At 67.3% G+C, this 23073-nt stretch carries 19 protein-coding genes and 1 pseudogene; 13 read left to right on the top strand and 7 right to left on the bottom strand.

Going from position 1 to position 23073, the window contains the following annotated elements; translation table 11 throughout:
- Positions 1-440: 440 nt before the first annotated feature.
- The gene (gene purH, locus AC1D0A_RS17320; protein ID WP_476946380.1) at positions 441-2138 is read right to left on the bottom strand and encodes a bifunctional phosphoribosylaminoimidazolecarboxamide formyltransferase/IMP cyclohydrolase; all 1698 of its coding nucleotides are present in this window, start codon (positions 2136-2138) and stop codon (positions 441-443) included.
- Between the two features lie 151 nt (positions 2139-2289).
- Here purH and AC1D0A_RS17325 point away from each other — a divergent pair, with 151 nt between their 5' ends.
- Complete coding sequence (locus AC1D0A_RS17325; RefSeq protein ID WP_243180242.1) at positions 2290-3642, top strand: MFS transporter; 1353 nt, start codon at positions 2290-2292, stop codon at positions 3640-3642.
- 975 nt (positions 3643-4617) lie between these two features.
- On the opposite strand, the pseudogene purN reads toward AC1D0A_RS17325, so the two are convergent.
- Positions 4618-5121, bottom strand: a pseudogene (purN, locus tag AC1D0A_RS17330) (phosphoribosylglycinamide formyltransferase); the annotation flags it as partial.
- Positions 5122-5160: 39 nt separating this feature from the next.
- On the opposite strand from purN, the gene AC1D0A_RS17335 reads away from it, so the two are divergent.
- Entirely contained in the window at positions 5161-5604 is a 444-nt protein-coding gene (locus AC1D0A_RS17335; protein ID WP_243180256.1) for a hypothetical protein, read from the top strand.
- 21 nt (positions 5605-5625) lie between these two features.
- On the opposite strand, the gene AC1D0A_RS17340 is transcribed toward AC1D0A_RS17335, so the two are convergent.
- Complete coding sequence (locus AC1D0A_RS17340) at positions 5626-6945, bottom strand: cell division protein PerM (protein WP_476946381.1); 1320 nt, start codon at positions 6943-6945, stop codon at positions 5626-5628.
- A 220-nt stretch (positions 6946-7165) separates the two neighbouring features.
- On the opposite strand from AC1D0A_RS17340, the gene AC1D0A_RS17345 reads away from it, so the two are divergent.
- Positions 7166-7585: a DUF4383 domain-containing protein gene (locus AC1D0A_RS17345; RefSeq protein WP_476943929.1), complete on the top strand. Its 420-nt coding sequence runs from the start codon at positions 7166-7168 to the stop codon at positions 7583-7585.
- A gap of 233 nt (positions 7586-7818) precedes the next feature.
- On the opposite strand, the gene AC1D0A_RS17350 is transcribed toward AC1D0A_RS17345, so the two are convergent.
- A complete protein-coding gene (locus AC1D0A_RS17350) occupies positions 7819-8328 on the bottom strand; it encodes a cytidine/deoxycytidylate deaminase family protein (protein WP_476946382.1) in 510 nt (169 codons plus the stop codon).
- A gap of 106 nt (positions 8329-8434) precedes the next feature.
- Positions 8435-9739 (bottom strand): MFS transporter, encoded by a 1305-nt coding sequence (locus AC1D0A_RS17355; protein WP_459384138.1) that lies wholly within the window; start codon positions 9737-9739, stop codon positions 8435-8437.
- Positions 9740-10329: 590 nt separating this feature from the next.
- On the opposite strand from AC1D0A_RS17355, the gene AC1D0A_RS17360 reads away from it, so the two are divergent.
- The 8 genes from AC1D0A_RS17360 (at position 10330) to fdxA (ending at position 18324) form a co-directional block, all read left to right on the top strand.
- Positions 10330-10938 (top strand): helix-turn-helix domain-containing protein, encoded by a 609-nt coding sequence (locus tag AC1D0A_RS17360; protein ID WP_028277301.1) that lies wholly within the window; start codon positions 10330-10332, stop codon positions 10936-10938.
- A 266-nt stretch (positions 10939-11204) separates the two neighbouring features.
- A complete protein-coding gene (locus AC1D0A_RS17365) occupies positions 11205-12587 on the top strand; it encodes an FAD-dependent oxidoreductase (protein WP_476946383.1) in 1383 nt (460 codons plus the stop codon).
- Entirely contained in the window at positions 12584-13846 is a 1263-nt protein-coding gene (locus tag AC1D0A_RS17370; RefSeq protein WP_476946384.1) for a CaiB/BaiF CoA transferase family protein, read from the top strand. Before AC1D0A_RS17365 ends, AC1D0A_RS17370 begins: the two co-directional genes overlap by 4 nt.
- Entirely contained in the window at positions 13843-14673 is an 831-nt protein-coding gene (locus AC1D0A_RS17375) for an enoyl-CoA hydratase-related protein (protein WP_243180276.1), read from the top strand. Before AC1D0A_RS17370 ends, AC1D0A_RS17375 begins: the two co-directional genes overlap by 4 nt.
- 62 nt (positions 14674-14735) lie before the next feature.
- Positions 14736-15668, top strand: a complete 933-nt coding sequence (locus AC1D0A_RS17380; RefSeq protein WP_476946385.1) for a dihydrodipicolinate synthase family protein — start codon at positions 14736-14738, stop codon at positions 15666-15668.
- Positions 15668-16456: an SDR family oxidoreductase gene (locus AC1D0A_RS17385; protein ID WP_476946386.1), complete on the top strand. Its 789-nt coding sequence runs from the start codon at positions 15668-15670 to the stop codon at positions 16454-16456. The genes AC1D0A_RS17380 and AC1D0A_RS17385 overlap by 1 nt, the downstream gene beginning before the upstream one ends.
- Positions 16457-16512: 56 nt before the next feature.
- On the top strand, positions 16513-17988 hold the full coding sequence (locus AC1D0A_RS17390) for an aldehyde dehydrogenase family protein (protein WP_476946387.1): 1476 nt from the start codon (positions 16513-16515) through the stop codon (positions 17986-17988).
- 6 nt (positions 17989-17994) lie between these two features.
- Positions 17995-18324: a ferredoxin gene (fdxA, locus tag AC1D0A_RS17395; RefSeq protein ID WP_028277294.1), complete on the top strand. Its 330-nt coding sequence runs from the start codon at positions 17995-17997 to the stop codon at positions 18322-18324.
- 41 nt (positions 18325-18365) lie between these two features.
- Here the strand turns inward: fdxA and AC1D0A_RS17400 are convergent, their stop codons facing one another.
- Both AC1D0A_RS17400 and AC1D0A_RS17405 read right to left on the bottom strand, forming a co-directional pair.
- Positions 18366-20060, bottom strand: a complete 1695-nt coding sequence (locus AC1D0A_RS17400) for a SulP family inorganic anion transporter (RefSeq protein ID WP_476946388.1) — start codon at positions 20058-20060, stop codon at positions 18366-18368.
- Positions 20061-20234: 174 nt separating this feature from the next.
- Complete coding sequence (locus AC1D0A_RS17405) at positions 20235-20672, bottom strand: VOC family protein (protein ID WP_476943936.1); 438 nt, start codon at positions 20670-20672, stop codon at positions 20235-20237.
- A gap of 254 nt (positions 20673-20926) precedes the next feature.
- On the opposite strand from AC1D0A_RS17405, the gene AC1D0A_RS17410 reads away from it, so the two are divergent.
- Positions 20927-22153, top strand: coding sequence for a serine hydrolase domain-containing protein (locus AC1D0A_RS17410; RefSeq protein ID WP_028277291.1), 1227 nt, complete (start codon positions 20927-20929; stop codon positions 22151-22153).
- Positions 22150-23067, top strand: coding sequence for an HNH endonuclease (locus AC1D0A_RS17415; protein WP_476946389.1), 918 nt, complete (start codon positions 22150-22152; stop codon positions 23065-23067). The genes AC1D0A_RS17410 and AC1D0A_RS17415 overlap by 4 nt, the downstream gene beginning before the upstream one ends.
- Positions 23068-23073 lie beyond the last annotated feature (6 nt).

Below are 23073 nucleotides of genomic sequence, written 5' to 3' on the forward strand. Positions count from 1 at the left end.
TGTCCGCCCGGGCCGGTCTCGAGCTCCTGAAGCCGTGAGCATGTCCTTTTGGGCTGGCCCGGTACGCACCGAAAGACTGAGCATGTCCCGCGGTTGGCCCAGGCAGCCCCAGGTCGCACGGGACATGCCCTCCCCACACGCCGAAGCCTGGACATATCCCCCATATGCCCATTCTTAGCCGCGAAAAATGAGCATGTCCCGCGGAAAGAATGAGCATGTCGCCCGGACCGGCCATATGCCCACTCCTTGCCGCGAAAAATGAGCAAGTCCCGCGGAAAGAATGAGCATGTCCCCGGCACTGGCCACCAGCCCACTCGGTGGCACAGAAAATGGACATGTCCCCCGGATAGGGAGGGCATGTCCATTTTTTGTGCGGGGGTCTCTAGGGGGTCTCTTGCGCTGGTCCCTTGTGCGCGAACCGCAGCCCGAGTGGGCGAGCCCTAGTGGAAGAAGTGGCGAGCTCCGGTGAAGTACATGGTGATGCCGGCGGCGTTGGCTGCGGCGATGACTTCCTCGTCCCGGACGGAGCCGCCGGGCTGCACGACGGCGCGCACGCCGGCGTCGACCAGGATCTGCAGTCCGTCGGCGAACGGGAAGAACGCGTCTGACGCCGCAACGGCGCCCCGGGCCCGTTCCGGTGCACCGGCGGCGCCTGGTTCTGCCTGAACGGCAGCCGCCCCGCCTGCACCCTCGACATCGGACTCCACGGTGACTCCGAGGGTGTTGGCGCGCTCGACCGCGAGCTTGCAGGAATCGAGCCGGTTGACCTGGCCCATGCCGATGCCGACGGCGGCACCGTTGTCCGCGAGCAGGATGGCGTTGGACTTCGCCGCGCGGCACGCGGTCCAGGCGAACGCGAGGTCGGCCAGGGTGGCGGCGTCGGCGGCGTCGCCCGCGGCCAGGGTCCAGTTCGCGGGGGTGTCGCCGTCGGCGTCGACCTTGTCCGTGGCCTGCACCAGCATGCCGCCGGAGACCTGGCGGAACTCGGTCGGGTAGCGGCCGTATCCGTCCGGGAGGGCCAGCAGGCGGATGTTCTTCTTCTTGGACAGGATCTCCACTGCCTCGTCGTCGAAGCCCGGAGCGATGACGACCTCCGTGAAGATGCCGGCGACGGTCCGTGCCATCCCGGCGGTGACGGTGCGGTTCGCGGCGATGACGCCGCCGAACGCGGACACGGGATCGCAGGCGTGGGCCTTGGCGTGGGCGTCGGCGATCGGGTCGGCCGCCGACGCGGACCCCACGGCCACGCCGCACGGGTTGGCGTGCTTGATGATGGCGACGGCGGGCTCGGCGAAGTCGAAGGCGGCGCGCAGGGCGGCGTCGGCGTCGACGAAGTTGTTGTAGCTCATGGCCTTGCCGTGCAGCTGGTCGGCCTGGGCGATGCCGGCCGGGGCGGCCTTGTCCACGTACAGTGCGGCCTGCTGGTGCGGGTTTTCGCCGTAGCGGAGCACCTCGGAGCGTTCCAGGGCCAGGCCGGCGTAGGCGGGCCAGTCGATCACGCCGTCGCCGTCCTCGTCGCGGAACTGGCTGGCGGTCCAGGTGGCCACGGCGGTGTCGTAGGCCGCGGTGTGCGCGAAAGCCTTGGCGGCGAGCCTGCGGCGAGTCTTCAGGTCAAAACCGCCCGAGGCTGCTGCCTCCACCACGGCACCGTAGGATGCCGGGTCCACCACGATGGTGACGGCGGCGTGGTTCTTCGCGGCGGAGCGCACCATCGCGGGGCCCCCGATGTCGATCTGTTCGACGACGTCGTCCGGCGCGGCACCGGACTTCACGGTCTCCACGAAGGGGTAGAGGTTGACGATGACGAGGTCGAACGGCTCGATCTCCATGTCCGCAAGGGTCTGCATGTGGGCCGGGACGCGGCGGTCCGCGAGGATGCCGCCGTGCACGCGCGGGTGCAGGGTCTTGACGCGGCCGTCCAGCATTTCCGGGGAGCCGGTGACTTCCTCGACTTCCTGCACGGGGATGCCCGCGGCGGCGATCTTCTTGGCCGTGGAGCCGGTGGAGACGATCTTGACGCCGGCGGCATGCAGGCCCTGAGCGAGCTCCTCCAGACCGGTCTTGTCGTAGACCGAAATCAGTGCCCGGTGGATGGGAACTCGGTCGATGGATACACGGTCAAGCTGAGTGAAGCTCACAAAAGTCTCCGTCTTATATCGCGGCGGGGCCGCGGGTGGTGGGGATGCGGCAAGTTTATCGCGTCCCCACCACCGGGCCCTCCCGCGCGCCGGAGTGTGAAGCACGCGCGGGCCGCGGCCCGGCCACGTAGAGTTTTCACAGGAGGCCAAGATGAACACGTACACCACTGTGCCCAGCGGCGAACAGGTGGTCCAGGAACTGCCGTGGCGGTGGAAGGTCCAAGGCCGGATCTTCCTGATCGGCGGGCTGGGCTTCATGTTCGATGCCTGGGACGTCACCCTCAACGGCATCCTCATTCCGTTGCTGTCCAAGCACTGGTCACTGAGCCCGGGCGATGCCGCCTGGATCGGCACGGCGAACCTCATTGGCATGGCCCTGGGCGCGTTCGTCTGGGGCACCATCGCGGACACCATCGGCCGCAAGAAGGCCTTCACCGCGACCCTGCTGATTTTCTCCATCTTCACCGTGCTCGGCGCCTTCTCCCCCGACTTCATGTGGTTTGTCGTGTTCCGGTTCCTGGCCGGGTTCGGCCTGGGCGGCTGCATCCCTGTGGACTACGCGCTGGTGGGCGAGTTCACCCCCCGCAAACAGCGCGGCCGGGTGCTCACCGCGATGGACGGCTGGTGGCCGATCGGCGCCGCCCTCTGCGGCTTTGTCTCCGCCGGGCTGGTCGCGGCCTTCGCGGACTGGCGGCTGACCATGCTGGTCATGGTGCTCCCGGCGCTGCTGGTGTTCTGGATCCGCCGCAGCGTGCCTGAATCCCCGCTGTTCCTAATCCGCAAGGGCCGCCGCGACGAGGCCGCCAAGGTGATCGACGCCCTGGTCCAGGCCACCGGCGCCGAGGCCCGCGTCTACAGCCTGCCGGCACCGCAGGATGCGCCACGCCTCTCGGCAGGGAGCGCGTGGACGCAGTTGCGCGCCCTCTGGCAGTTCAACTGGAAGATCACGACGGCGGCATGGGCCCTGTTCTTCAGCATCCTGCTCGTCTACTACCTGTCGCTGACGTGGATGCCGCGGATCCTGATCGGCGCCGGCTTCGAGGAGTACAAGGCCTTCCTGACCACCGCGTCGATGGCCGCCGTCGGACTCCTGGGCGTGGTGGTGGCCGCCCTGCTGGTGGAGCGGGTGGGCCGCAAGTGGATCCTGGCGATCACCGGCCCGCTGTCCGCGCTGACGCTGGTGATCGTGGCGATCGTGGTGGACATTCCCACCGCCGCCGTGTTCTGGCTCCTGGTGTTCGGCTTCGTGGTGCAGGTGGCCATCCCGGTGCTCTACACCTACGTCTCCGAGCTCTACCCCACGGAGCTGCGCGGCTCCGGCTTCGGCTGGGCCTCGACGTTCTCCCGGCTCGGCGCCGGGTTCGGTCCGCTGATTTTCGCGGCCTTCCTGTGGCCGGAACTGGGGCTCGCGACGTCGTTCGCCCTGGCCGGCGGCCTCGTGCTGCTCTCCGTGCTGTGGATGGCGTTCTTCGCCCCCGAGACCAAGCAGCGCCGGCTCGAGTAACGCACCCACCCCGCCCAACTGACTCGCAGCAGGGGCCGTTCTGAGCGCTCAGAACCCGCGCCGCTGTAGTCCTCTTCCCTGGCGATGTCGCGGATGACCTGGGCCGCGTCGGAGTGCACGGCCCCCTCATACTCCACAGCAACCCGGTGTTCCGGATAGGCAAGATCAGGTTGACGCACGACGCCGGAGCGCAGGACCGTGCGCACGTTCAGTTCCGGTTCCGGTAGTCCTGAGCGGCAGAGGGCAAGCCGGAGTCTCGTCTCGGGGGCCGAATCCGCACCGATTCGGGCCTGCTCCAAGGCGAGCCGCGCCTTGCGGATACCGGGTGTTCCCTTGTGGCGGTCCAGCATCTCGGCCAGTTCCCCGGGACGGGCATAGGGCATGGTCCGGCTTTCAAACTCGGGCCGGGGATGGCGCAGCAGGTGGTCCGCCACCACGGTCAGTTCGTCAATGCTCATCTTCCGGGCGCAGTCCAACCACGTCCTGGTCCGTGAGGTTACCAGCACGCCGTCGATCGTGGTGATTTCGTCGGCGAAGAATTGCCCGACATGGCCAATCACGCCCTTGCGCCGCGGTATTGCCATGGAGTCCGGACGAGATATGTGGATGGCGGGGGCACCAGAGCCCGGGAGAAAGCCCGGGAAGTCCCAGATCAGGAAGGCGGTCGCGTGGGAGGCTGCCGAGAACTGCGTGACAAGAGTTAGGGGCCGGGCATTCAGCTTCACGTCAGCGGAGTGTTCTGCCGGCAGCCGGATCCCGCGGCTCGGAACCCGCAGTGAGGGATGCCTGAGCCGGCGACGGCTGACCCCGGCGTCGGCTGCCTCCCGGAATGTAAACGGCGCCGAACCGAGCGGCGCCGGGAGCGGCCGGGGTGTCTTCATCGACCCATCGTCGCAAAACCCAGGACTGCCTAGGAGAGTTATCCACAGCCCGCGGCCCGTCCTCCCAACTGACTCGCAGCAGGGGCCGTTCTGAGCGCTCAGAACGGGATTCCTCGCTCTCGCCGTCCCCGACCGCCACGGCTTCCTGCGCGATGATGGGGCCCGTGTCCACCCCGGCGTCGGCCCAGTGCACCGTGCAGCCGGTGACCTTCACGCCGTAGGCCAGCGCGTCGCGGACACCGTGGGCGCCGGGGAAGGACGGCAGCAGCGCCGGGTGCGTGTTGAGGTATTTGCCGCCAAACGCGTCGATGAAGTCGGCGCTGACAATCCGCATGAAGCCCGAGGACACCACCACATCCGGGGCGAAGCCGACGACGGCCTCGGTCAGGGCCGCGTCCCAGGCCGCCCTGTCCGGGTAGGCCTTGAAGTCCACTACAAACGTGGGAATCCCGGCGGCGGCGGAGCGTTCCACCCCGAACGTCCCCGGCCGGTCGGCGCCGACGGCGGCGATCTCGACGTCGAGCGCGCCGGACTTCACGGCATCGATTACTGCCTGGAGGTTGGAGCCGGTGCCGGAAACGAGGACAACTATGCGCATGGTCCTAGCTTATGGGGCCGCTCGCGTAGGCTGGAAAACATGAATCCCCCCACGGAATCCGGCAGCGGCCAGTCCGACCGGCAACCGGTCGGCCAGGCAGCACAAGATTCCGCACGGCTGACGCACACCCTGTTCCGGCTGTTCGTCATCGCGGTCCTGGGCTCGTTCTTCGTCTTCCAGCTCGACGTGGGTTACGTGTGGCTGACGGCGCTGCTCACGGTGGCGGGGATCGTGCTGGGCATCGTGGTCCTGGTCCGGGCGGTGAAATACAAGGAATCGCGGCTGGTTCTGTACGGCGCGATATCCGGACTGGTGGTGTCGGCGGTGATGCTGCTGGTGGTCCTGGCCTCGACACTGTTCTTCAACCAGATCCGCGATTACCAGCAGTGCGTCCGCTACGCCCTGACGCAGCAGGCAACCTCGGAATGCAGGACGCAACTGGAGAAGTCCCTGCCGAGGCAGCTGCCCACGCAGCTGCGCTAGCAGCCGAACCCACACTCCGGGCTAGCGGCTGCTGACCGTCTCCAGGTCTGCCTCGCGCAGCTTCTGCTGGCGTTCCAGCCACGGTCCGGCCGCGTAGCCGATCACGACGCCGATCCCGACCTCCGCGGCCACGAACAGTGCCGTGCGCAGCGGGTCGGGCCCGATCTCCGTCAGCCGACCGATGCCGGCCGAACCGCCGGCCAGCCAGGCGAGCCCCGCCGCGAGCAGCCCGGCGACGGAGCCGATCACCGCACCCAGCACCAGGGTGGAGGCGGCGGCGGTAAACCAGCGGGCCCGGATCTTGATGGACAGCCATTCATCGAAGTGGTTTTCGCCTTCGCGCAGGAACCACCAGCCGGCCAGCGCTCCGGCCAGCGCCGGCACCACCAGGGCCACGAAGCCGAAGTCGAGGGAACCGGCCGGCAGCGCGGCGAACACCGGAACGGACGGCAGCGGCCCGACGGCGGTCCCGAGCGGTCCGGCCAGCGACCCGACGCCCAGGGCGAACCCCGCGCCGGAGATCCAGGCCAGGGCAAAGACGACGAGGTTGGGCAGGAAGCCGAGCTGCACGATGGTGAGGACACCGCCGCCCATGGCACCGGCGTCGAGCCCTTCGTAAACGGCGACCACAAGGTTCCAGTGGATGAAGAGGTCAACGGCCAGCAGCGCGGCGGACATCGCCAGGCTCGCCATCAGCGCCACCGAGCCTGCCTTGATGGCCGAGCCCAGGTAGGATCCGGCCCAACGGGAGTGCTGGCTGGTACGGGCCAGCCAGGCCACGGCGTCGACGCCGATCAGCCGGCTCCACGACCCGGCCTCGCGGCGCGCACCCACCACCATGCCGAGCCCGAACGGGACGAGAGGAATGAACGCGGCGGCCCACAGGCTGATGCCGACGTCGGCCGTGCGGCAGACGAAGCCCGTCGCAATCCCGAATCCGGCGTACGCCAGCCAGGAGCCGAGCAGCGCCTGCCAGAGCTGGTCCGTATATGAGGCGCGGGCAAGGCGCCGTCCGGCACGCCAGGCGAGCAGGAACGGGATGAGGGCCAGGCCCAGCGGAATGAGCGAGAGCGTCCCGGATTCCGGCTGCGCGGCGGACCCGGCACCGGCGGTGTCCAGCAGCAGGGGCACGCCGTGGATCAGCAGCCAGGCCTGGCCGGCCAGGCGCGCCAGGACATCGAATCCGTCATGCTGGAATCCGGCCGTGGCCCAGACCATGACGATCGGGGCCACCACCACGAGGGCGGAAATGACGGCGGCCTGGGCGGACTCGAGGGCACCCTGCAGCCACAGGGGCATGGGAAGGCCACGTTGTCCGGTCTGATCAGCGCGCAGTTTCATCGAGATCCATGGTGCCACGGGCCCGGCACCCGGCCGGTTTCCGACAGGCACATTGGCCGGATCCGCCGGATTTGCCGTCGGGGGCCCCCGGCGCTTTTTGCACACCCCGGTCGTAAAATTGTAAATGTCCGCAATCAGTGGTTGGAGGCAGATAATGACTACCGCATCTCCTCATGCGCACGGCGTTCATTTTGGTCGGACAGATGTACAGAACGTCGGCATGGGTGCAGGTATCGTCCTGATCGTCGTGGGCATCTTGGGGTTCATCCCCGGCATCACTACGAATTACAGCGAACTGAGGTTCTTCGGGCCCGATTCCAAGGCCCTGTTCCTGGGCCTGTTCCAGGTGTCGATGTTGCTGAACATCGTTCAGCTCGCGATCGGCGCCACCGGCCTGACCATGTCCCGGACTGCCATGGGCGCCCGGAATTTCCTCATGGGCTCCGGTCTGCTGTACATCGTCCTTAGCATTTACGGTTTCATCGTCGGCGTGGATTCGGCGGCCAACTTCCTGTCGCTGAACACCATGGACACTTGGGCCTTCATGGTGATGGGCGTAGTAATGGCCGGCGCAGGCTGGCTGATGACGAGGCACCTGGAAGAAGACGTAGAGACCCGGTCATCAACCCCCGGGACATAGGGAGCCGCGAATGAGTAACGTTTCATAGTATTCAGAAAATTCGTACTACCTGCTGGTGCAGTGGTTTAGCGGAAACGCGGCGGCTGCACCAGCTTTCTGTGTGGCGTCGGGGGCCGCCCGACGGCGGTACCTCCCGGCACGCCGGAAGGCCGGGACTTTGTGAGTCCCGGCCTTCCGTGATGCCCTGCCGCTGCCGTTGCCGCCGGTGATGATGCGGGTGCCGCGGCGGCTCGTTAGCTTGCTTGTTCCTGAACGCGGGGCGGAACTGTGTCCCACTCCGTTTCGGTGGCACGCATCCAGGGAAAGGGCAGCAGTTCCTTGATCCGGACCTTGCCCACCTCGCCCCCGGCATCGACCAGTACAGATGTCTCGGTTCCGTAAGAACGCAGCAGCTCCCGGCAGAGGCCGCACGGGTTGGTGACCTGGGGGTGTCCCTGCCCGTCCATGCTGACGGCTACCACGGAGTGGATTGCTGGCTCCTGGGCCATGCGGGCATTGGCGAGGGCGCTGGATTCGGCGCACACGTTGATGCGCTTGGCGCCAATGTGCAGTCCGAGATAGATGGCCCCCGATTCACCGCGCATGGCGGCAGCCACCCGGTGGTTCTCGCTGTGGTGGGCGGTGAGCAACAGCGCGCGCGCTGCCTCGTAAAGCTCCACGTCGGAGGCGTCGAGATCAAAGGAGATCACGTTTGCCTGCAAGCCGTTTGTGTCCGGGCGACTGGCGTCCATGAGGGTTCCCACTTTCCGTTCCTGCTTACCGCTGTTCTTGCGTGCCTGTGTTCTGGTCTGGCTGTTTTGGTAACTGGCTGTCTTCGTAACCGGCCGTGGTCGTGGCCGGCTGCGTGCTCTACCGGCCGATGAAGATGCCGTTCTTCTTCCGGGCGAGCAGGTAGAAGACGATGCTGAGCGCCGACAGGACGGCCACGTAAACGGGGAAGATCCAGGAGGCATTCATGGACTGGAGCCAGACCAGGAGGTAGGAGGCCGTGCCACCGAAGAGGGCGACGCCCAGGCCATAGCCGAGCGCGGTGCCGGCGCCGCGGCAACCCTTCGGCATCAGGGAGCTGGTGACCACGTTGTACAGGGTCATGTTCAGGACCAGTACAACCGAGCCGCCGAGGAGGACGGCCGCGAAGCCGGCGATGCCGGGCTTGACGTACATCAGCATCAGGAACACGGACGGAATGGCCAGCGCACGGGTGATCAGGAACCACTTGGACATTGACTTGCCGTCAGCGACCTTGCTGATGATGAGGCTGCCGACAACCAGCACGACGCCGAGGATGGTGGTGAGCGCGAAGACGGCGGTTGCGTCCTCCTTGAAGCCGGTGCGGGCCGCCGTCGGGAGGCCGGTGTTCCAGGCGTAGTTGTAGGCCTGCGCCGCGCCGACGACGAAGGTGATGGCCAGGACGCTGAGCCAGTGCTTGCGCACTCCACCCCAGACGGTCTTGGCGGAGTTGTTCGCCAGTTCTTCCGGCTTCATGGTTTCCGGAAGCGTCCGGCGGAGGTAGACAACGACGAAGCCGAAGGCTGCGCCGACGATGAACGGCACACGCCATCCCCAGTCGGCCATGACGGCCCCACCGAGCATCAGGGACGAGAGGTAGCTGACCAGCGAGGCGAGCAGGATGCCTGCGTTGACGTAGAAGGAGATGATGCCGGCGACAAAGCCCTCGCGTCCCTCGGGGACGAGTTCGACGGCGTGGGCGGTGGACAGCGGAGCTTCGACACCGGTGGAGATGCCCTGAACGATGCGGCAGACCAGCAGGATGACGCCGGCCGCGGGGCCAATCTGGTCATAGGTCGGCGACACGGCAATGATCAGGGTGGTGATCGCCATCATCATGATGGACCAGAGCATTACCCGCCGTCGTCCGATCCTGTCGGCGAAGGTGCCGAGCAGGATGCCGCCCAGCGGACGGAACGCGAAGCCGACGGCAAAGACTGCCAGCGCGCTCAGCGTCGCGGCAACGGGGTCCTGCGACGGGAAGAACTTGGGTCCGATGAAGGCCGACAGTAGGCCGAAGACCATCCAGTCGTACCATTCCAGGGTGTTTCCAAGTCCAAGGCCGAGCAGTCCCCGGCGGACTTCCGGAGATAGCCGGGACTTGCGGCCGGTCTCCAGGTCAGTCTTGACGACAGTGTCAGTCATGATTCCTTTTTCCTTCCCCCGCACTTTCGGGGTGCGTGAGGGTACGGATTGCCGGCGGGCACCCCTGTTGGGGTCGCCGGCAATCGAAACTATCGTTTGGCTTGGTCCGCGGGGCGGGACCGGCTCGCCACATGGGAGGCGAGTTAGCCCAGATAGCTACGCATGCCTCTTCGTAGCGCTTGAATGCAAACGGGCCATCCAGCTCGGCAACAAGGAACTGGTCCCTGGTGACCGGCCAACATCGTGCTCTGCGGATGGCTTGGCAGATGTCACGGCAGCTTTGCTTAAGGAAAAGAACGGGTTCGCGGGTCGGATGCACCTTCCGCCAGAAGGCTGTGCACTCTAACCTGTTTGAAGCGTTCCTGCCCAAAGTGTTGCGGCTCACACAACTATATTGAAGATCTTCACAGAGTCAATGGTTTTCGGAGAAGTCCCGTCCGCCCGCGGCAGGCCGGGCCCAGGCCGGATCACAAAGCCCCACGTCAGGCGCAGATTCAGTCCGGAACCGCAAAAATATTCAGCAAAACCTTGATTCGCTAAAAGTTTTCACTATAGTTATGTGTGTTAGCTCACCAAGAGAGAGTCGGAGCATGACCAACGAAATCGTCACGGGACATTCCCCCGCCGGCACAAGCGTCCTTCTTGCCACCGTCGGCAACAAGGTCCGCAACATGCGCAAGGACAAAGGAATGACCCTCGCGAAGCTCTCGGAAGTCACTGGCCTCAGCCCGGCGATCGTCAGCCAGATCGAACGCGGCCTGGCCAATCCCTCTTTCACCACCTTGGCGCAGCTGGCACACGGCCTGGACATTCCGGTGGGGAAGTTCTTCCTCGGACAGGAGGAAACCAGGTCTCCCGTGGTCCGCAAGGCCGAGCGGCGGAACCTCAAGGGCGTCACCAAGAAGTCCGTAGGTGAAGCAGTCTATGAACTGCTCACCCCGGACCTCAACGGTGCGCTGGAGGCCCAATGGATCGTGAGTCCGCCAGGCCACGACACCAGCGCCACTCCTTTCCGGCACAGCGGCGAGGAATTCGGCATCGTGCTCTCCGGCCGGAAGGACATCTTCCTGGACGGCGAGAAGTACACCCTGGAAGAAGGCGACTCGATCACCTTCTCCTCGGATACGCCCCACTGGTACAAGAACAGCTACGAAGAGGTCTGCGTAGCAATCTGGGTTAACGCACCTCACGCGTGGTGATCCGCCGGCCCTAGCCGCCGTCACCCTCTCTCCGGTCCGGACGCCTCTTTTCTATACCGCGGTGTCCGCCGGAACCCCTCCAACAGCCCGCACCACGGCCCGCAACGGGCCGCGATGCGTCATACCCTCTGCCGGGTCGATTTCGCGGTCAGCGTTGCCGCGTTACTGCCGGGCACCGTCTTCTACGTCACCGGCACCGTTCCAACGGCACCCGTTCCCACGGCACGCCTCTAACGGCACTTCGGCCGAAACAGTAAGGATCCCACATGAACCCGTCCACAGCCATGTCGTCGCTGGAACTCAGCACCACCACGGCGGACCTCACCGCCCCTGTCATCTCCCGCTCCGACGTCCTCGTCGTCGGCGGTGGCCCCGCAGGCGTGGCCGCAGCCGTCACCGCGGCCCGCTCGGGCGCCTCTGTCACGCTGCTGGAACGCTACTCCGCCCTGGGCGGCCTCGCCTCCGGCGGCATGGTCCTCGTGCTCGATGACATGATCAACGGCCAGGAAATCACGGTCACCGGCATCGTCTCCGAGTACGTCGAGCGGCTGCAGAAGCTGGGCCTGGCGATCGTCCCGCCGGCCGATGACCGCAAGACCTCCGAGGAACTGTGGAACAAATGGGGCCGCTACGGCACCTTCGACTTCCACTCCCACACCACCCCCAAACCGGTCTGCTACGCCGCCGCTTTCGACCCGGACGGCTGGAAGCGTGTCTCCAACGACCTCGTCCGCGAGGCCGGCGTCAACCTGCGCCTGCACTCCTGGTTCTCCCGCCCCATCGTGGACAACGGCGTCATGAAGGGCGTCATCTGCGAGACCAAGTCCGGCCCGCAGGCCTTCATGGCCGACATCGTCATCGACACCACCGGCGACATCGACGTCGCCTCCCGGGCCGGCGCCAGCTACGTCAAGGACAGCTACCTCACCACGCTCGTCTTCCGCCTGGGCAACGTGGACACCAACGCCGCGGAGGCCTTCGAACAGGCCAACCCGAAGGAAGCCCGCGCCATCAACCGCAAGATCAAGCGCCTCCTCGGCGGCGCCTGGGAACTGTGGTGGCTCAAGACCCCCATCGACGGCGTCGTCTGGTGCAACGCACCGCACATGACCGGCTTCGACGGCGTCGACCCGGCGGACATGACGGCCGCCGAGTTCGCCGCGCGGGACCGCATCACCGAGGCCGTGGACTATGTCCGCGCCAACCTGCCCGGCTTCGAGAACTGCTACATGCTCGACGTCGCGTCCCAGATGGGCGTGCGCCAGACCCGCCTGCTCGAAGGCGAGTACGTCATGACGAAGGAAGATGTCACTTCCCGCCGCCACTTCGCCGACACCGTGGCCCGCGGCCGCGACTACTACTACCCGTTCCGCTCGCTGCTGCCCAAGGAAGTTGACCAGCTGCTCGTCGCCGGCCGGCACTACTCCGCCACCCCCGAGGCCCAGAAGATGTCCCGCGAGATCCCGCCCTGCATGGCCATGGGCCAGGCAGTCGGCGTCGCCGCCGCGCTGGCGATCCAGAACGGCACCCTCGTCCGCGACGTCTCCGCCCTGGACATCCAGCAGGGCATGCGCCGGCACGGCGCCGACCCGGGCGACGTCCCGTCGTCGAACGCCACCCTTGACGTGGACGCGGTGGTGGGGGCATGAGCACCGTCATCGACGACCTGTTCTCAGGCGCAACAGCAGAAGGCACGACGGCGGCAACCGCCGCCGCTGAGGCCGGCACCCCGCTCCCGCTTGATGGAATCAAGATCGTGGACTTCACCCAGGTGTTCATGGGCCCGTCCTGCACCCAGCTGCTGGGCGACTACGGCGCGGACATCATCAAGGTGGAACGCCCCGGCGCCGGGGACATCTCCCGCAACTCGTTCCCGGACAAGGACGGCCAGGACAACCCGATCTTCCTGTCCATCAACCGGAACAAACGCAGCATCTCCGTGGACACCCGCACCGATGAGGGCAAAGCCGTGCTCCGCCGGCTGCTCGCCGACGCGGACGTCGTGGTCAGCAACTTCCGCTCCGGCGTCATGGAGCGGATGGGCTTCGGCTACGAGGAGCTCAAGGAGCAGAACCCGGGCATCATCTGGGCCTCCGGCACCGGCTTCGGCCCCGAGGGCCCCTACTCGCACAAGGGCGGCCAGGACGCGATCGCCCAGGCCTACTCCGGTGTCATGTGGCGGCGCGAGTCCGATGACATGAAACCGGCCATCTACCCCACCACGCTGTGCGACTACATCACGGGCATGCACCTCATGCAGGGCATCCTGCTGGCACTGCGCACCCGCGAGTCCGCCGGCGTCGGGCAGAAGGTGGAGGTGACCATGTACGACTCCATGCTGCACCTGCAGATGCAGGAGGCCTGCATGCAGCTCAACCGCGGCTACGAGGTCAACTGGGGCGCCATGCCGCTCAGCGGCGTCTTTGAAACCACCGACGGCGCCGTCTGCATGGTGGGCGGCTTCACCCCGGATCCGCTGCTGCGCATTTCCGAGGCCCTGGGCCTGGACGAGGACCTCACGCTGCGGCCCGAGTTCGCCAACCTCGAACAGCAGTTCAAGCACAAGCCGGCACTGCAGGCGATCTTCCGCGAGCGCATGGCCACCAACACCACCGAATACTGGACCACCCGGCTCGAAGACCAGGGGCTGCTCAACGCCCCGGTCCACACCCTGGAGCAGACCCTGGCCGATGCGCAGACACACGCCAACAACATGATCGTCGAGGCCGAACACCCCGGCGTCGGCACCGTGAAGATGCTCAACGCACCCATCCGGCTCTCCGCCACCCCGCCCACCATCCGCCGGGTGGCCCCGCGCCTCGGCGAACACAACGTCGAGGTGCTGCTGGAGAACGGCTTCGACGCCGAGACCATCGAGCGCCTGCAGCAGCTGGGGGTCCTTCGGTGACCGCCGTTTCAGAGGCCGGGACGACCGCGTCAGTTCCCACCGCCGTTGACCAGGTCACCCTGACCATCGAGAACCACGTCGCCACCGTGGTCATCGACCGCCAGCACGTGCTCAACGCCGTCGACGGCGGCGCGCAGGCCCGGCTCAACGAGATCTGGGACCAGCTCGAAGCCGATCCGGATGTCCGCGCCGTGGTCATCACCGGCGCCGGGACCCGGGCCTTCTGCGTCGGCGCGGACATGTCCGCCTCCGCCGTGGACAAGACCGGGCTCGAATACTGGGCGGGCCTGGACCCGAACGGGTTCGGCGGGCTCAGCCTGCGCACCACGCTGGACATCCCGGTGATCGCCCGGGTCAACGGTTATGCGCTCGGCGGCGGCATGGAGATCGTGCTCGGCGCGGACATCGTGATCGCCGCGGACACGGCCCGCTTCGGGCTGACGGAACCGCGCGTCGGGCGTCTGGCGCTCGACGGCGGCATCCACCAGCTGGTGCGCCGGATCCCGTACACCCAGGCAATGGGCATGCTCCTGACCGGGCGGAAGGCCGAGGCCACAGAGATGCAGTCCATGGGCCTGGTCAATGAGGTGGTCCCCGCGGACCAGCTCGACGCCGCGGTACAGCGCTGGGTGGACCAGATCCTCGCCTGCGCCCCCACCTCGGTCCGGGCGGTCAAGCAGATGGTCACGCAGACCGCGCACCTGACCGCCGCCGAGGCCCGTGGCCTCCGGCTCCCCGCCCTCATGGCGGCGCTGGACAGCGAAGACTCCGCCGAGGGCGTCCGCGCCTTCCAGGAGAAGCGCCCGCCGCACTGGCCGGGACGCTAGCCGTTCCACGGCCCGAAGATTCAGCCGCTCGAAGAACAACAAGAGCTTAGAAGGAGAAACCAATGCGGGAGTCACTGACACCCGGCGTGTGGGGCGTCGTCGCCACACCGTTCCAGGGCAGCACCCTGGATGTCGACACGGACAGCCTGGCCGGGCTCGTGAGCTACTACGAGTCGATCGGCGCCACGGGACTCACGGTCCTGGGCGTGTTCGGCGAGGCCGCGGCCCTGACGGCGGCCGAGCGCAGCCTGGTCCTGGAAGTGGTCGTGGAGGAAACGCGCCTGCCCCTCGTGGTGGGGGTGACTTCCCTCTTCACCGGCACGGCCGTCGATGAAATCCGTTCCATCCAGGCCGCCACCGGGGACAGGCTGTCGGCCGTCATGGTCCAGGCCAACTCGGCCAGCCCCGGGGTGGTCATCGCGCACCTGAACGCCATCCACCAGTCCACCGGCGCCAACGTCGTGTTGCAGGACTACCCGCTGGCCAGCGGCGTCCACATCAGCACCGAGGCGCTCATTTCCGTGGTGCAGGCCTGCGGCTTCGTCACCGCGGTCAAGGCCGAGGCCCCGCCCACGTCCGTGGCGATCGGGCACCTCACCGCGGCCCTCGACGTCTCTGTCTTCGGCGGCCTCGGCGGCCAGGGGCTGCTGGATGAGCTCATGGCTGGCGCCGCGGGGGCGATGACCGGTTTCTCCTACCCGGAAGCGCTCATCGCCTGCGTGCGGGCCTGGCAGAAAGACGGCTACGGGGCCGCCCGCGATGCCCTGCTGCCATACCTGCCGCTGATCAACTTCGAGCAGCAGGCGAAAATCGCGCTGGCCATCCGCAAGGAATGCCTGCACCAGCGCGGACTCATTGCCGACGCCGGCGTCCGGGCACCGGCCGCGCCGTTCCCGGAGGCGCTCCGGACCGGGCTGCGCACGCACCTGGCCGAGGCCGCAAAGGCCCTCGGCCCGAACCCGGCCGCAGTGCTGACCACGGCGGGGAGGAACTGATGGATTTCGGAATCAGCGGAAAGACCGCCTTTGTGGCCGCCTCGACCGGCGGCCTGGGCCTCGCCATCGCCCGGGCCCTCGCCGCCGAAGGCGTCCGGGTGGCCATCACCGGCCGGCGCGAAGTCCGCGCCAAGGAGATCGTGGCCGAACTGACGGACGCCTACGGACCGGGCGCCGTCGCCATCGAAGCGGACCTCAGCACCGCCGAGGGCGTGGCCGCCGCCGTCGAACAGGCAGTCGCGGAACTCGGGCCCATCGACATCCTGGTCCTCAACGGTCCCGGGCCGAAGCCCGGCGCGGCCGCCACGCTCGGCGCGGACGACATCGCCGCGGCGTTCGAACAACTCGTCAAACCGCACCACGCCCTGGTCTCGCACATCCTGCCGGGCATGCGGGAACGGCGCTGGGGCCGGATCCTGGCCGTCGGCTCGAGCGGCGTCGTGGCACCGCTGCCGAACCTGGCCGTGTCCAACACCGGCCGCGCGGCACTGGCCGGCTATCTCAAGACCCTCGCCGCCGAGGTGGCGCTGGACGCCGTCACGGTCAACATGCTCCTTCCCGGACGCATCGCCACGGACCGGGTCGCGGAACTGGACCAGGCCGCCGCCAAACGGCGCGGCACCACGCCCGAGGAAATCCAGCTCGAATCCCGCAAGACCATCCCCGCCCGGCGCTACGGCGAACCCGAGGAATTCGGCGCCGCCGCGGCGTTCCTCTGCAGCGCGCCGGCCTCCTACATCACCGGCGTGGCACTGCGCTGCGACGGCGGCCTGATCCGCGGGCTCTAGCCACAGGCGCTGAACACCCAGCACACACCCTGCTCCGACTCTCACGAAGGACCACTATGACTTCCACCGACACAGACACCTCAACCGCAACAGCCCGGGACCTCCTCACCGCCCGGCACCTGATCAACGGCGAATGGCTCGGCGGGGCGGACACCGAGCGGATGAACCCGGCCCGCCCGGGCGAACTCGCCGCCCTCTCCCCCAGCGGCACCGCAGCCGACGTCGACGCCGCCATCACCGCCGCCGCCGCCGCGCAGCCGGCCTGGGCAGCACTGCCCGCCCCGTCCCGCGGCGCCATCCTGATGGCCGCCGGCAACCTGCTCCTGGAGCGCCAGGCCGCCATCGCCGAGGACCTTGTCCGTGAAGAGGGAAAGACCCTCGCCGAGGCCAAGGGCGAGGTCAAGCGCGCCTCCGACGTGCTGCGCTTCTTCGGGTCCCTCGGCTGGGCCGCCACCGGCGAGGTGCTGCCCAGCGGCCTGCCGGACACCACCATCACCACCCGCCGCGAGGCTCTCGGCGTCGTCGGGCTCATCACGCCGTGGAACTTCCCCATCGCCATCCCGGCCTGGAAGTCCGCGCCGGCGCTGATCAGCGGCAACGCCGTGGTCATCAAGCCGGCCGAGCTCACGCCGCTCTCCGCCACGCACCTGGCCCGCGCCCTGCAGGACGCCGGGCTGCCCGCCGGCGTGTTCAACGTGGTCCACGGCAAGGGCCGCGTGGTGGGCGACGCCCTGGCCCGCGATCCCCGCATCGCCGGGTTGTCCTTCACCGGCTCCACCAACGTCGGGCTCGGGTTGCAGGAGATCCTCAACGCCCGCCGCGCCCGGGTCCAGCTGGAAATGGGCGGCAAGAACGGCGTGCTGGTCCTGGACGACGCCGATCCCCGCAAGGCTGCCCAGGTGGTGGCGGCCGGCGCGTTCGGCCTCACCGGCCAGGCCTGCACCGCCACGTCCCGCGTCTACGTCACGCTTGGCATCCGCGAGGAATTCCTGGCGGCCCTCACCGAGGAAGCCGCGCAGTACACCGCCGGCGACGGCCTCGAAGCCGCAAAGATGGGCGCCGTGGTGAGCAGCCAGCAGTTCGAACAGAACCAGGCCGCCGTGCGCACCGCCGTCGAACGCGGCGCCACGCTGCTGCACGGCGAGTACGACGGCGGCACGGACAACGGCTTCCTCTTCCCGGCCGCCATCCTCACGGACCTGCCCTTCGACGACGCCGCCGTGACCGAAGAGATCTTCGGACCCGTCGTGGCTGTCCTCGAGGTCCCGGACTACGAGGCCGGGCTCGCCGCGATCAACGACTCCCGCTACGGCCTGACCGCCGGCATCTGCACCGACTCCCTGGCGCTCTCCACGGACTTCGCCGCCCGCGCCCAGGCCGGGGTCATCAAGGTCAACCGTCCGACGGCGGGCCTGGACCTGAACGTGCCGTTCGGCGGCGTCAAGGACTCCTCCACCAACACGTTCCGCGAACAGGGGAAGTCCGCGCTGGACTTCTTCACGTGGGGCAAGACCGTCTACACAGGTGTGTAGCCAGCCATGACGTACGTGATCGCCCAGCCCTGTGTGGATGTCAAGGACAAGGCCTGCATCGACGAATGCCCGGTGGACTGCATCTATGAGGGTGAACGCTCGCTCTACATCCACCCGTCCGAATGCGTGGACTGCGGCGCCTGCGATCCCGTCTGCCCGGTCGAGGCGATCTACTACTCGGACGATGTCCCGGACGAGTGGGCCGACTACGTGCGCGCCAACGTGGAGTTCTTCGAGGAACTGGGGTCGCCGCAGGGCGCCTCAGCCCTCGGAAACCTGCACCGCGACCACCCTGTGGTGGCGCGTGCGCCTCTAGGCGCACGCGCCGTCGGCTGAGCCCGTGACTGAACTGGTTGATGACCGGGGACAACCGCTCCCTACCCGTCCCTTTTCTCCCGTTGGAACGCCCTCACTGCTTCGCTCACAGTTGGGTAGAAATGTTCGGGAGAGAAGCGGGCGCCCATGCCGTACTGCAACAATCTGTCTTTGACCGGGTCTTTGAGCTCGGCGAACACCAGGTCCACGCCGTGCCGGTCCAGCCATTCGTCAAGCTGCACCAACTCGTCCAGTGCAGTCGTGTCGATTCCCGTCACTGGTTCTGCCGCCAGCACCACGCGTTCTATGCCGTCCCCCGCCTGGTCCAGTTCGTTGCGCACGAAGGACCCCAGCAAGGCGCCGTTGCCGAAGAACAGCGGTGCGTCGAAGCGCAGGATCAACAGGCCGGGGATGCGTTCCCCTTCCGGATGACGGCTCACGTCGTGGTATCCCGGTACCCCGGGCACGTCCACCAGTTCAGCACGGTAGGGGTCCCAGGCCTGCCGTAGGAAGTCCAGAATTGCCAAGCCGATGGCAACGGCGATGCCCGGGAGGACGCCCAGTATGGTCACCCCCAGGAAGGCCGCGAGCATCACCAACGATTCACTGCGGCTCATGCCGATGAGCCGTCGCACACCGGCCGGGTCGGCTATTGCGGCGGCGGCGGCGATGACAATGGCGGCAAGGGTTGTGGCCGGCAGGAACTCGGTGACGCCGGGCGCCACGAGCATGAAGCCGAGCACCAGGACGGCGCCTACGGCCCCCGTGAGCTGGGATTTCGCCCCGGACTCGACTGCCACCGGCGTGCGGGACGTGCTGGCCGACACCGGGAAGCCACCGAGCAGCCCGGTGGCAGCGTTCGCCGCGCCCAAGGCTGCCATTTCGTGGTTGCCGGATACCCTGCCGCCCTCTGCGGCCGCCAGGGATTGGGCCAGGGTTCCGGTATCAACGAAGACGATGAGGGCGATTGCGGCGGCAGCGGGCAGCAGTGTCAGGACGTCGGCCCAGCCAATTCCGCCCAGGGCCGGTGCAGGGAGCCCCTGCGGGAGGGCACCTGTGACCGTCAAACGCTCTTCGAGTCCCAGCACGGCCACGGCGAGGCAGGACACTACCACCGCAATGAGCACGCCCGGAACCTTCCATTTCAGCCGGCGGGGAACCCAGATAAGCGCCAGCGAGACCAAGCCGAGCAGTAGTGCCGTCAAATTGGTCTCGCCGGCAAGCACCTTCGGCGCGGCGGCTATGAGTTTTTCCCAGGGTGTACCGCCTTCCACGGAGATCCCCAGGAGGGTGGGAAGCTGGGACACGGCCACCAGCAAGGCGATGCCGTTGAGATAGCCGAGCCGGATGGGCTTCGACAGCAGTCCAGTGACGATTCCCAACCTCAGCACTGAGCCGAGCAGCAAGATGCCGCCAATCAGTATGGCGAGGAGACCGGCCAGGGCCACGGATTTCTGCTCGTTATCCGCGGCCAAGGGAATCAAGGCTGCCACGATCATCGGAGCGAGCGCGGAATCCGGGCCCAGCACCAGCACACGCGATGGCCCGACTGCCGCGTAGACAAGCAGGGGCACTACCGTCGCGTACAGGCCGGTCACCGGTGGAAGGCCGGCGGCCTGGGCGTACGCCATGCCAGCGGGGACCAAGATCGCGAAGAGCGCGGCGCCGGCCACCACGTCGTGGCGAAGCCACTCGATCCTGTAGCCACGCAGGGCCGGCGGGACCGCCCAGAATGCAGTCCTTCCGGATCGGCGCATCTTCTGATCATGTCCCATCACGCCCCTGCTCGCCATCCATCATCGGGCGACCCCCGCCTTGCGCAGAGAACTGTGAGCAGCCGGTTTGACTCTGGCGAATACTGACCCGGATGGGCCGTCAATCAGCTCGATCGCATGGCCGCGATTCACAGGCTAATCGGGCCGATCCTGGTGTCAGTCTTTCTTCAGTTTCTGGGCGAGCATTACGAGGATTCCGCTGGGGCCGCGGAGATACGTGAGTTTGTAGTCGTCACCGTAGGTCGCCACACCACGGAGCGGGCGGCATCCGTGCTTCGCAGCTATCTCAAGGGCCTTGTCGATGTCGTCAACCGAGAAGGCCACGCGGTGCATTCCGATGTCGTTGGGACGGGTTGGGTTCGACTCGATCGCTTGAGGGTGGATGTACTCGAAGAGCTCAAGTCGGCCATGACCGTCCGGGGTCTGGAGCATCGCAATCTTGGCGTGGTTGCCATCAAGTCCGACGGCAGTGTCGGTCCACTCGCCGCTGACCGTGTCACGGCCGACGACCGTGAGACCGAGATCGGTGAAAAAGGCGATTGTAGCTTCGAGGTCACGAACCGCAATACCGACGTTTTCAAGTTTGATGGCCATGCGTCGAAGCTACCAAGACGGGGCGAATAGCTCCAGTGCCGGGCCGGGACTATACAGATGGTCGAAGGCTTTGAGCCCGCTGCGCCGGTTGCCCGCGATCTCGGAATGTCGCAAGCAACGTCGAATCCATACCCGTGACTTATGGCTCTGGTCGACTGATGTCTGCCTGAGGACCATCACAAGCATTAGGACTGTGCCTGGCTGGGGGCATTCTCCTGCCCTGACTGCACTCCCGACCTGCAAGAAGGACCCTCATGCCGATGGTCTGGATCCGCGCAAAATCCCGCCGGCTCACGGCCGCAATCCTCGCCGTCGTGCTTACGGCCGCCCTCGGCGGCTGCGTCCCCGGGCCGAAACCGCCGGCGCCGGTGTCGCCCGATTCCGGCTACCGGGCCGTGCTCGAACAGTTCGGCAGGAGATTGCTCGACGACGGCGCCCCGGCCGTCCTCATCCAGGTCCGTGTGGGCGGGGACGAGTGGTCCGCGGCCTACGGGGTCCGAAACCTGAACAGCCCGTCCCGGGCCGAGATAACGGACCCTGTGCACATCGGCGGGGTCACCAAGTCCATGGTGGCCGTCTGCGTGCTCAAACTGGCCGAGGAGGGCCGGCTGGAACTGGATGCGCCGGTCAGCACCTACCTGCCGGAGTTCAACAAGGTGATGCACCCGCCGGGACCGGTCACCGTCCGCCAGCTGCTGCAGCACCGCTCCGGCATGCCGTCGGTGGACGGGCCGTTGTTCGATCCGGCCACGGTGCGCGAAGCCCTGACCACCAAGGTGAGCCTGGCGGATCTGCTGGCCATGGCGGGGCGGATCTCCTGGCAGGCGAAGCTGGCCCAGGGATTTGAATACTCCAACTCGAATTACATTGCCCTGGCGCTGATCGTCGAGCGCCTCAGCGGCCGGCGGATCGGCGAGGTGATCAGCACCGACATCATCGAGCCGCTGGGCCTGAGCGAGACCTTGATGACGGCGGCCGGGCCGGCGCCGTCGTCCATGGTCCACGGCTACATCGCGCTGGACCGCAAACAACTGGACGTCACCTATCCGGCCGCCCAGATCGACAACGCCGCCGGCGGCATGGTGTCCTCCGTGGCGGACGTGAATACGTTCTACCGGGCGCTGCTGCAGAACAAGCTGCTCAAGCCGGCCACGATCACGCAAATGGAGAGCCCGCTCTACGCCAGGTACGGACTCGGCGTGGTCCGCTGGAACGATTTGTGCACCAACGACTTCTACTACGGCCATCCCGGCGACGTGCCCGGCTACGGCACCATCACCATGACCAGCGCGGACGGAACCCGGCAGCTCACCATGGCCGTGGCCTACCCGCCGGAACCGCTCCCACGCGGGGACACCCACATTCTGCACCAGATGGAGTCCATCGCGGAGGACACCCTCAACGCCACGTGCATGACCGGGCCGACCGGGCCGCTCAACAATGCCGCAGGCAGTCCGGGCACTGCGACAATGGGCAGATGACAGCAATCATCCTCGTCTGGAACCCCGACGAATGGAACGATTGGACCTACCCGGCCGTGCTGGAAGAGGTCGCCGAAACAGGCCGGCACCTGGCCAGCTGGGACGTCGGGACGTCTCTCGACAGCGACGCCGGCAGCGCCGCCGGCACGGACGCGTGGCTGGTGCTCCAGGGCCGCCACGGACGCGGCTTGATCGGCCACGGCGTTATCGTCTCGGAACGGCCGGCTCTCCGCGCCCAGGCACGGGACTCCGCGAGCGCCCCCGCGCGGGCCGCCGCCCGGGTCGGCGCACAGCCCGGCGCATCCCCGCTCTACCTCCAGGTGGACTTCGACGCCCTTCTGCCCGCCGGCGACCAGGTCCCGACCGGGGTCCTCGCCGAGGCCGTGCCCGGCATCGACTGGGAAGCCCTTCACGGCCCCGCGCTGGCCGTCGAGCCCGCCGTCGAGCCCCTGCTCCGCGGCCTCTGGGGTGAGTTTGGACCGTTGCCGGCTGACCCCACCCAGCCCGTGCCCGGCACCGTCCCGGCGGCGGCGGTCACTCGGGTCGAGGTGAACAAGTACGAACACAGTCCGGACGCCCGGCGGGTCTGCGTCGCCCACCACGGGACCAGCTGCGCCGCGTGCGGATTCTCGTTTGAAATCGCCTACGGCGAGATCGGCAAGGACTTCATCCCGGTCCACCATCTGGTCCCGGTGTCACAGCTGGGCAGCGGGTATGAACTTGACCCCATCACAGACCTCGTCCCGCTCTGCGCCAACTGCCACGCCATGGCGCACCACGGGGTACGGACGCCGCGCAGCGTCGCGGAGCTGCGCCGGATCATGGCCGCCGCCGGGTTCCTGACCGGACAGTCCGTGACCCCGCAGCAGCTCCAGGCCCAGCAGGACGCCCGGCGGATCCTGGAACAGCACTAACAGCCC

The organism is Arthrobacter sp. P1_D4, assembly GCF_056406115.1.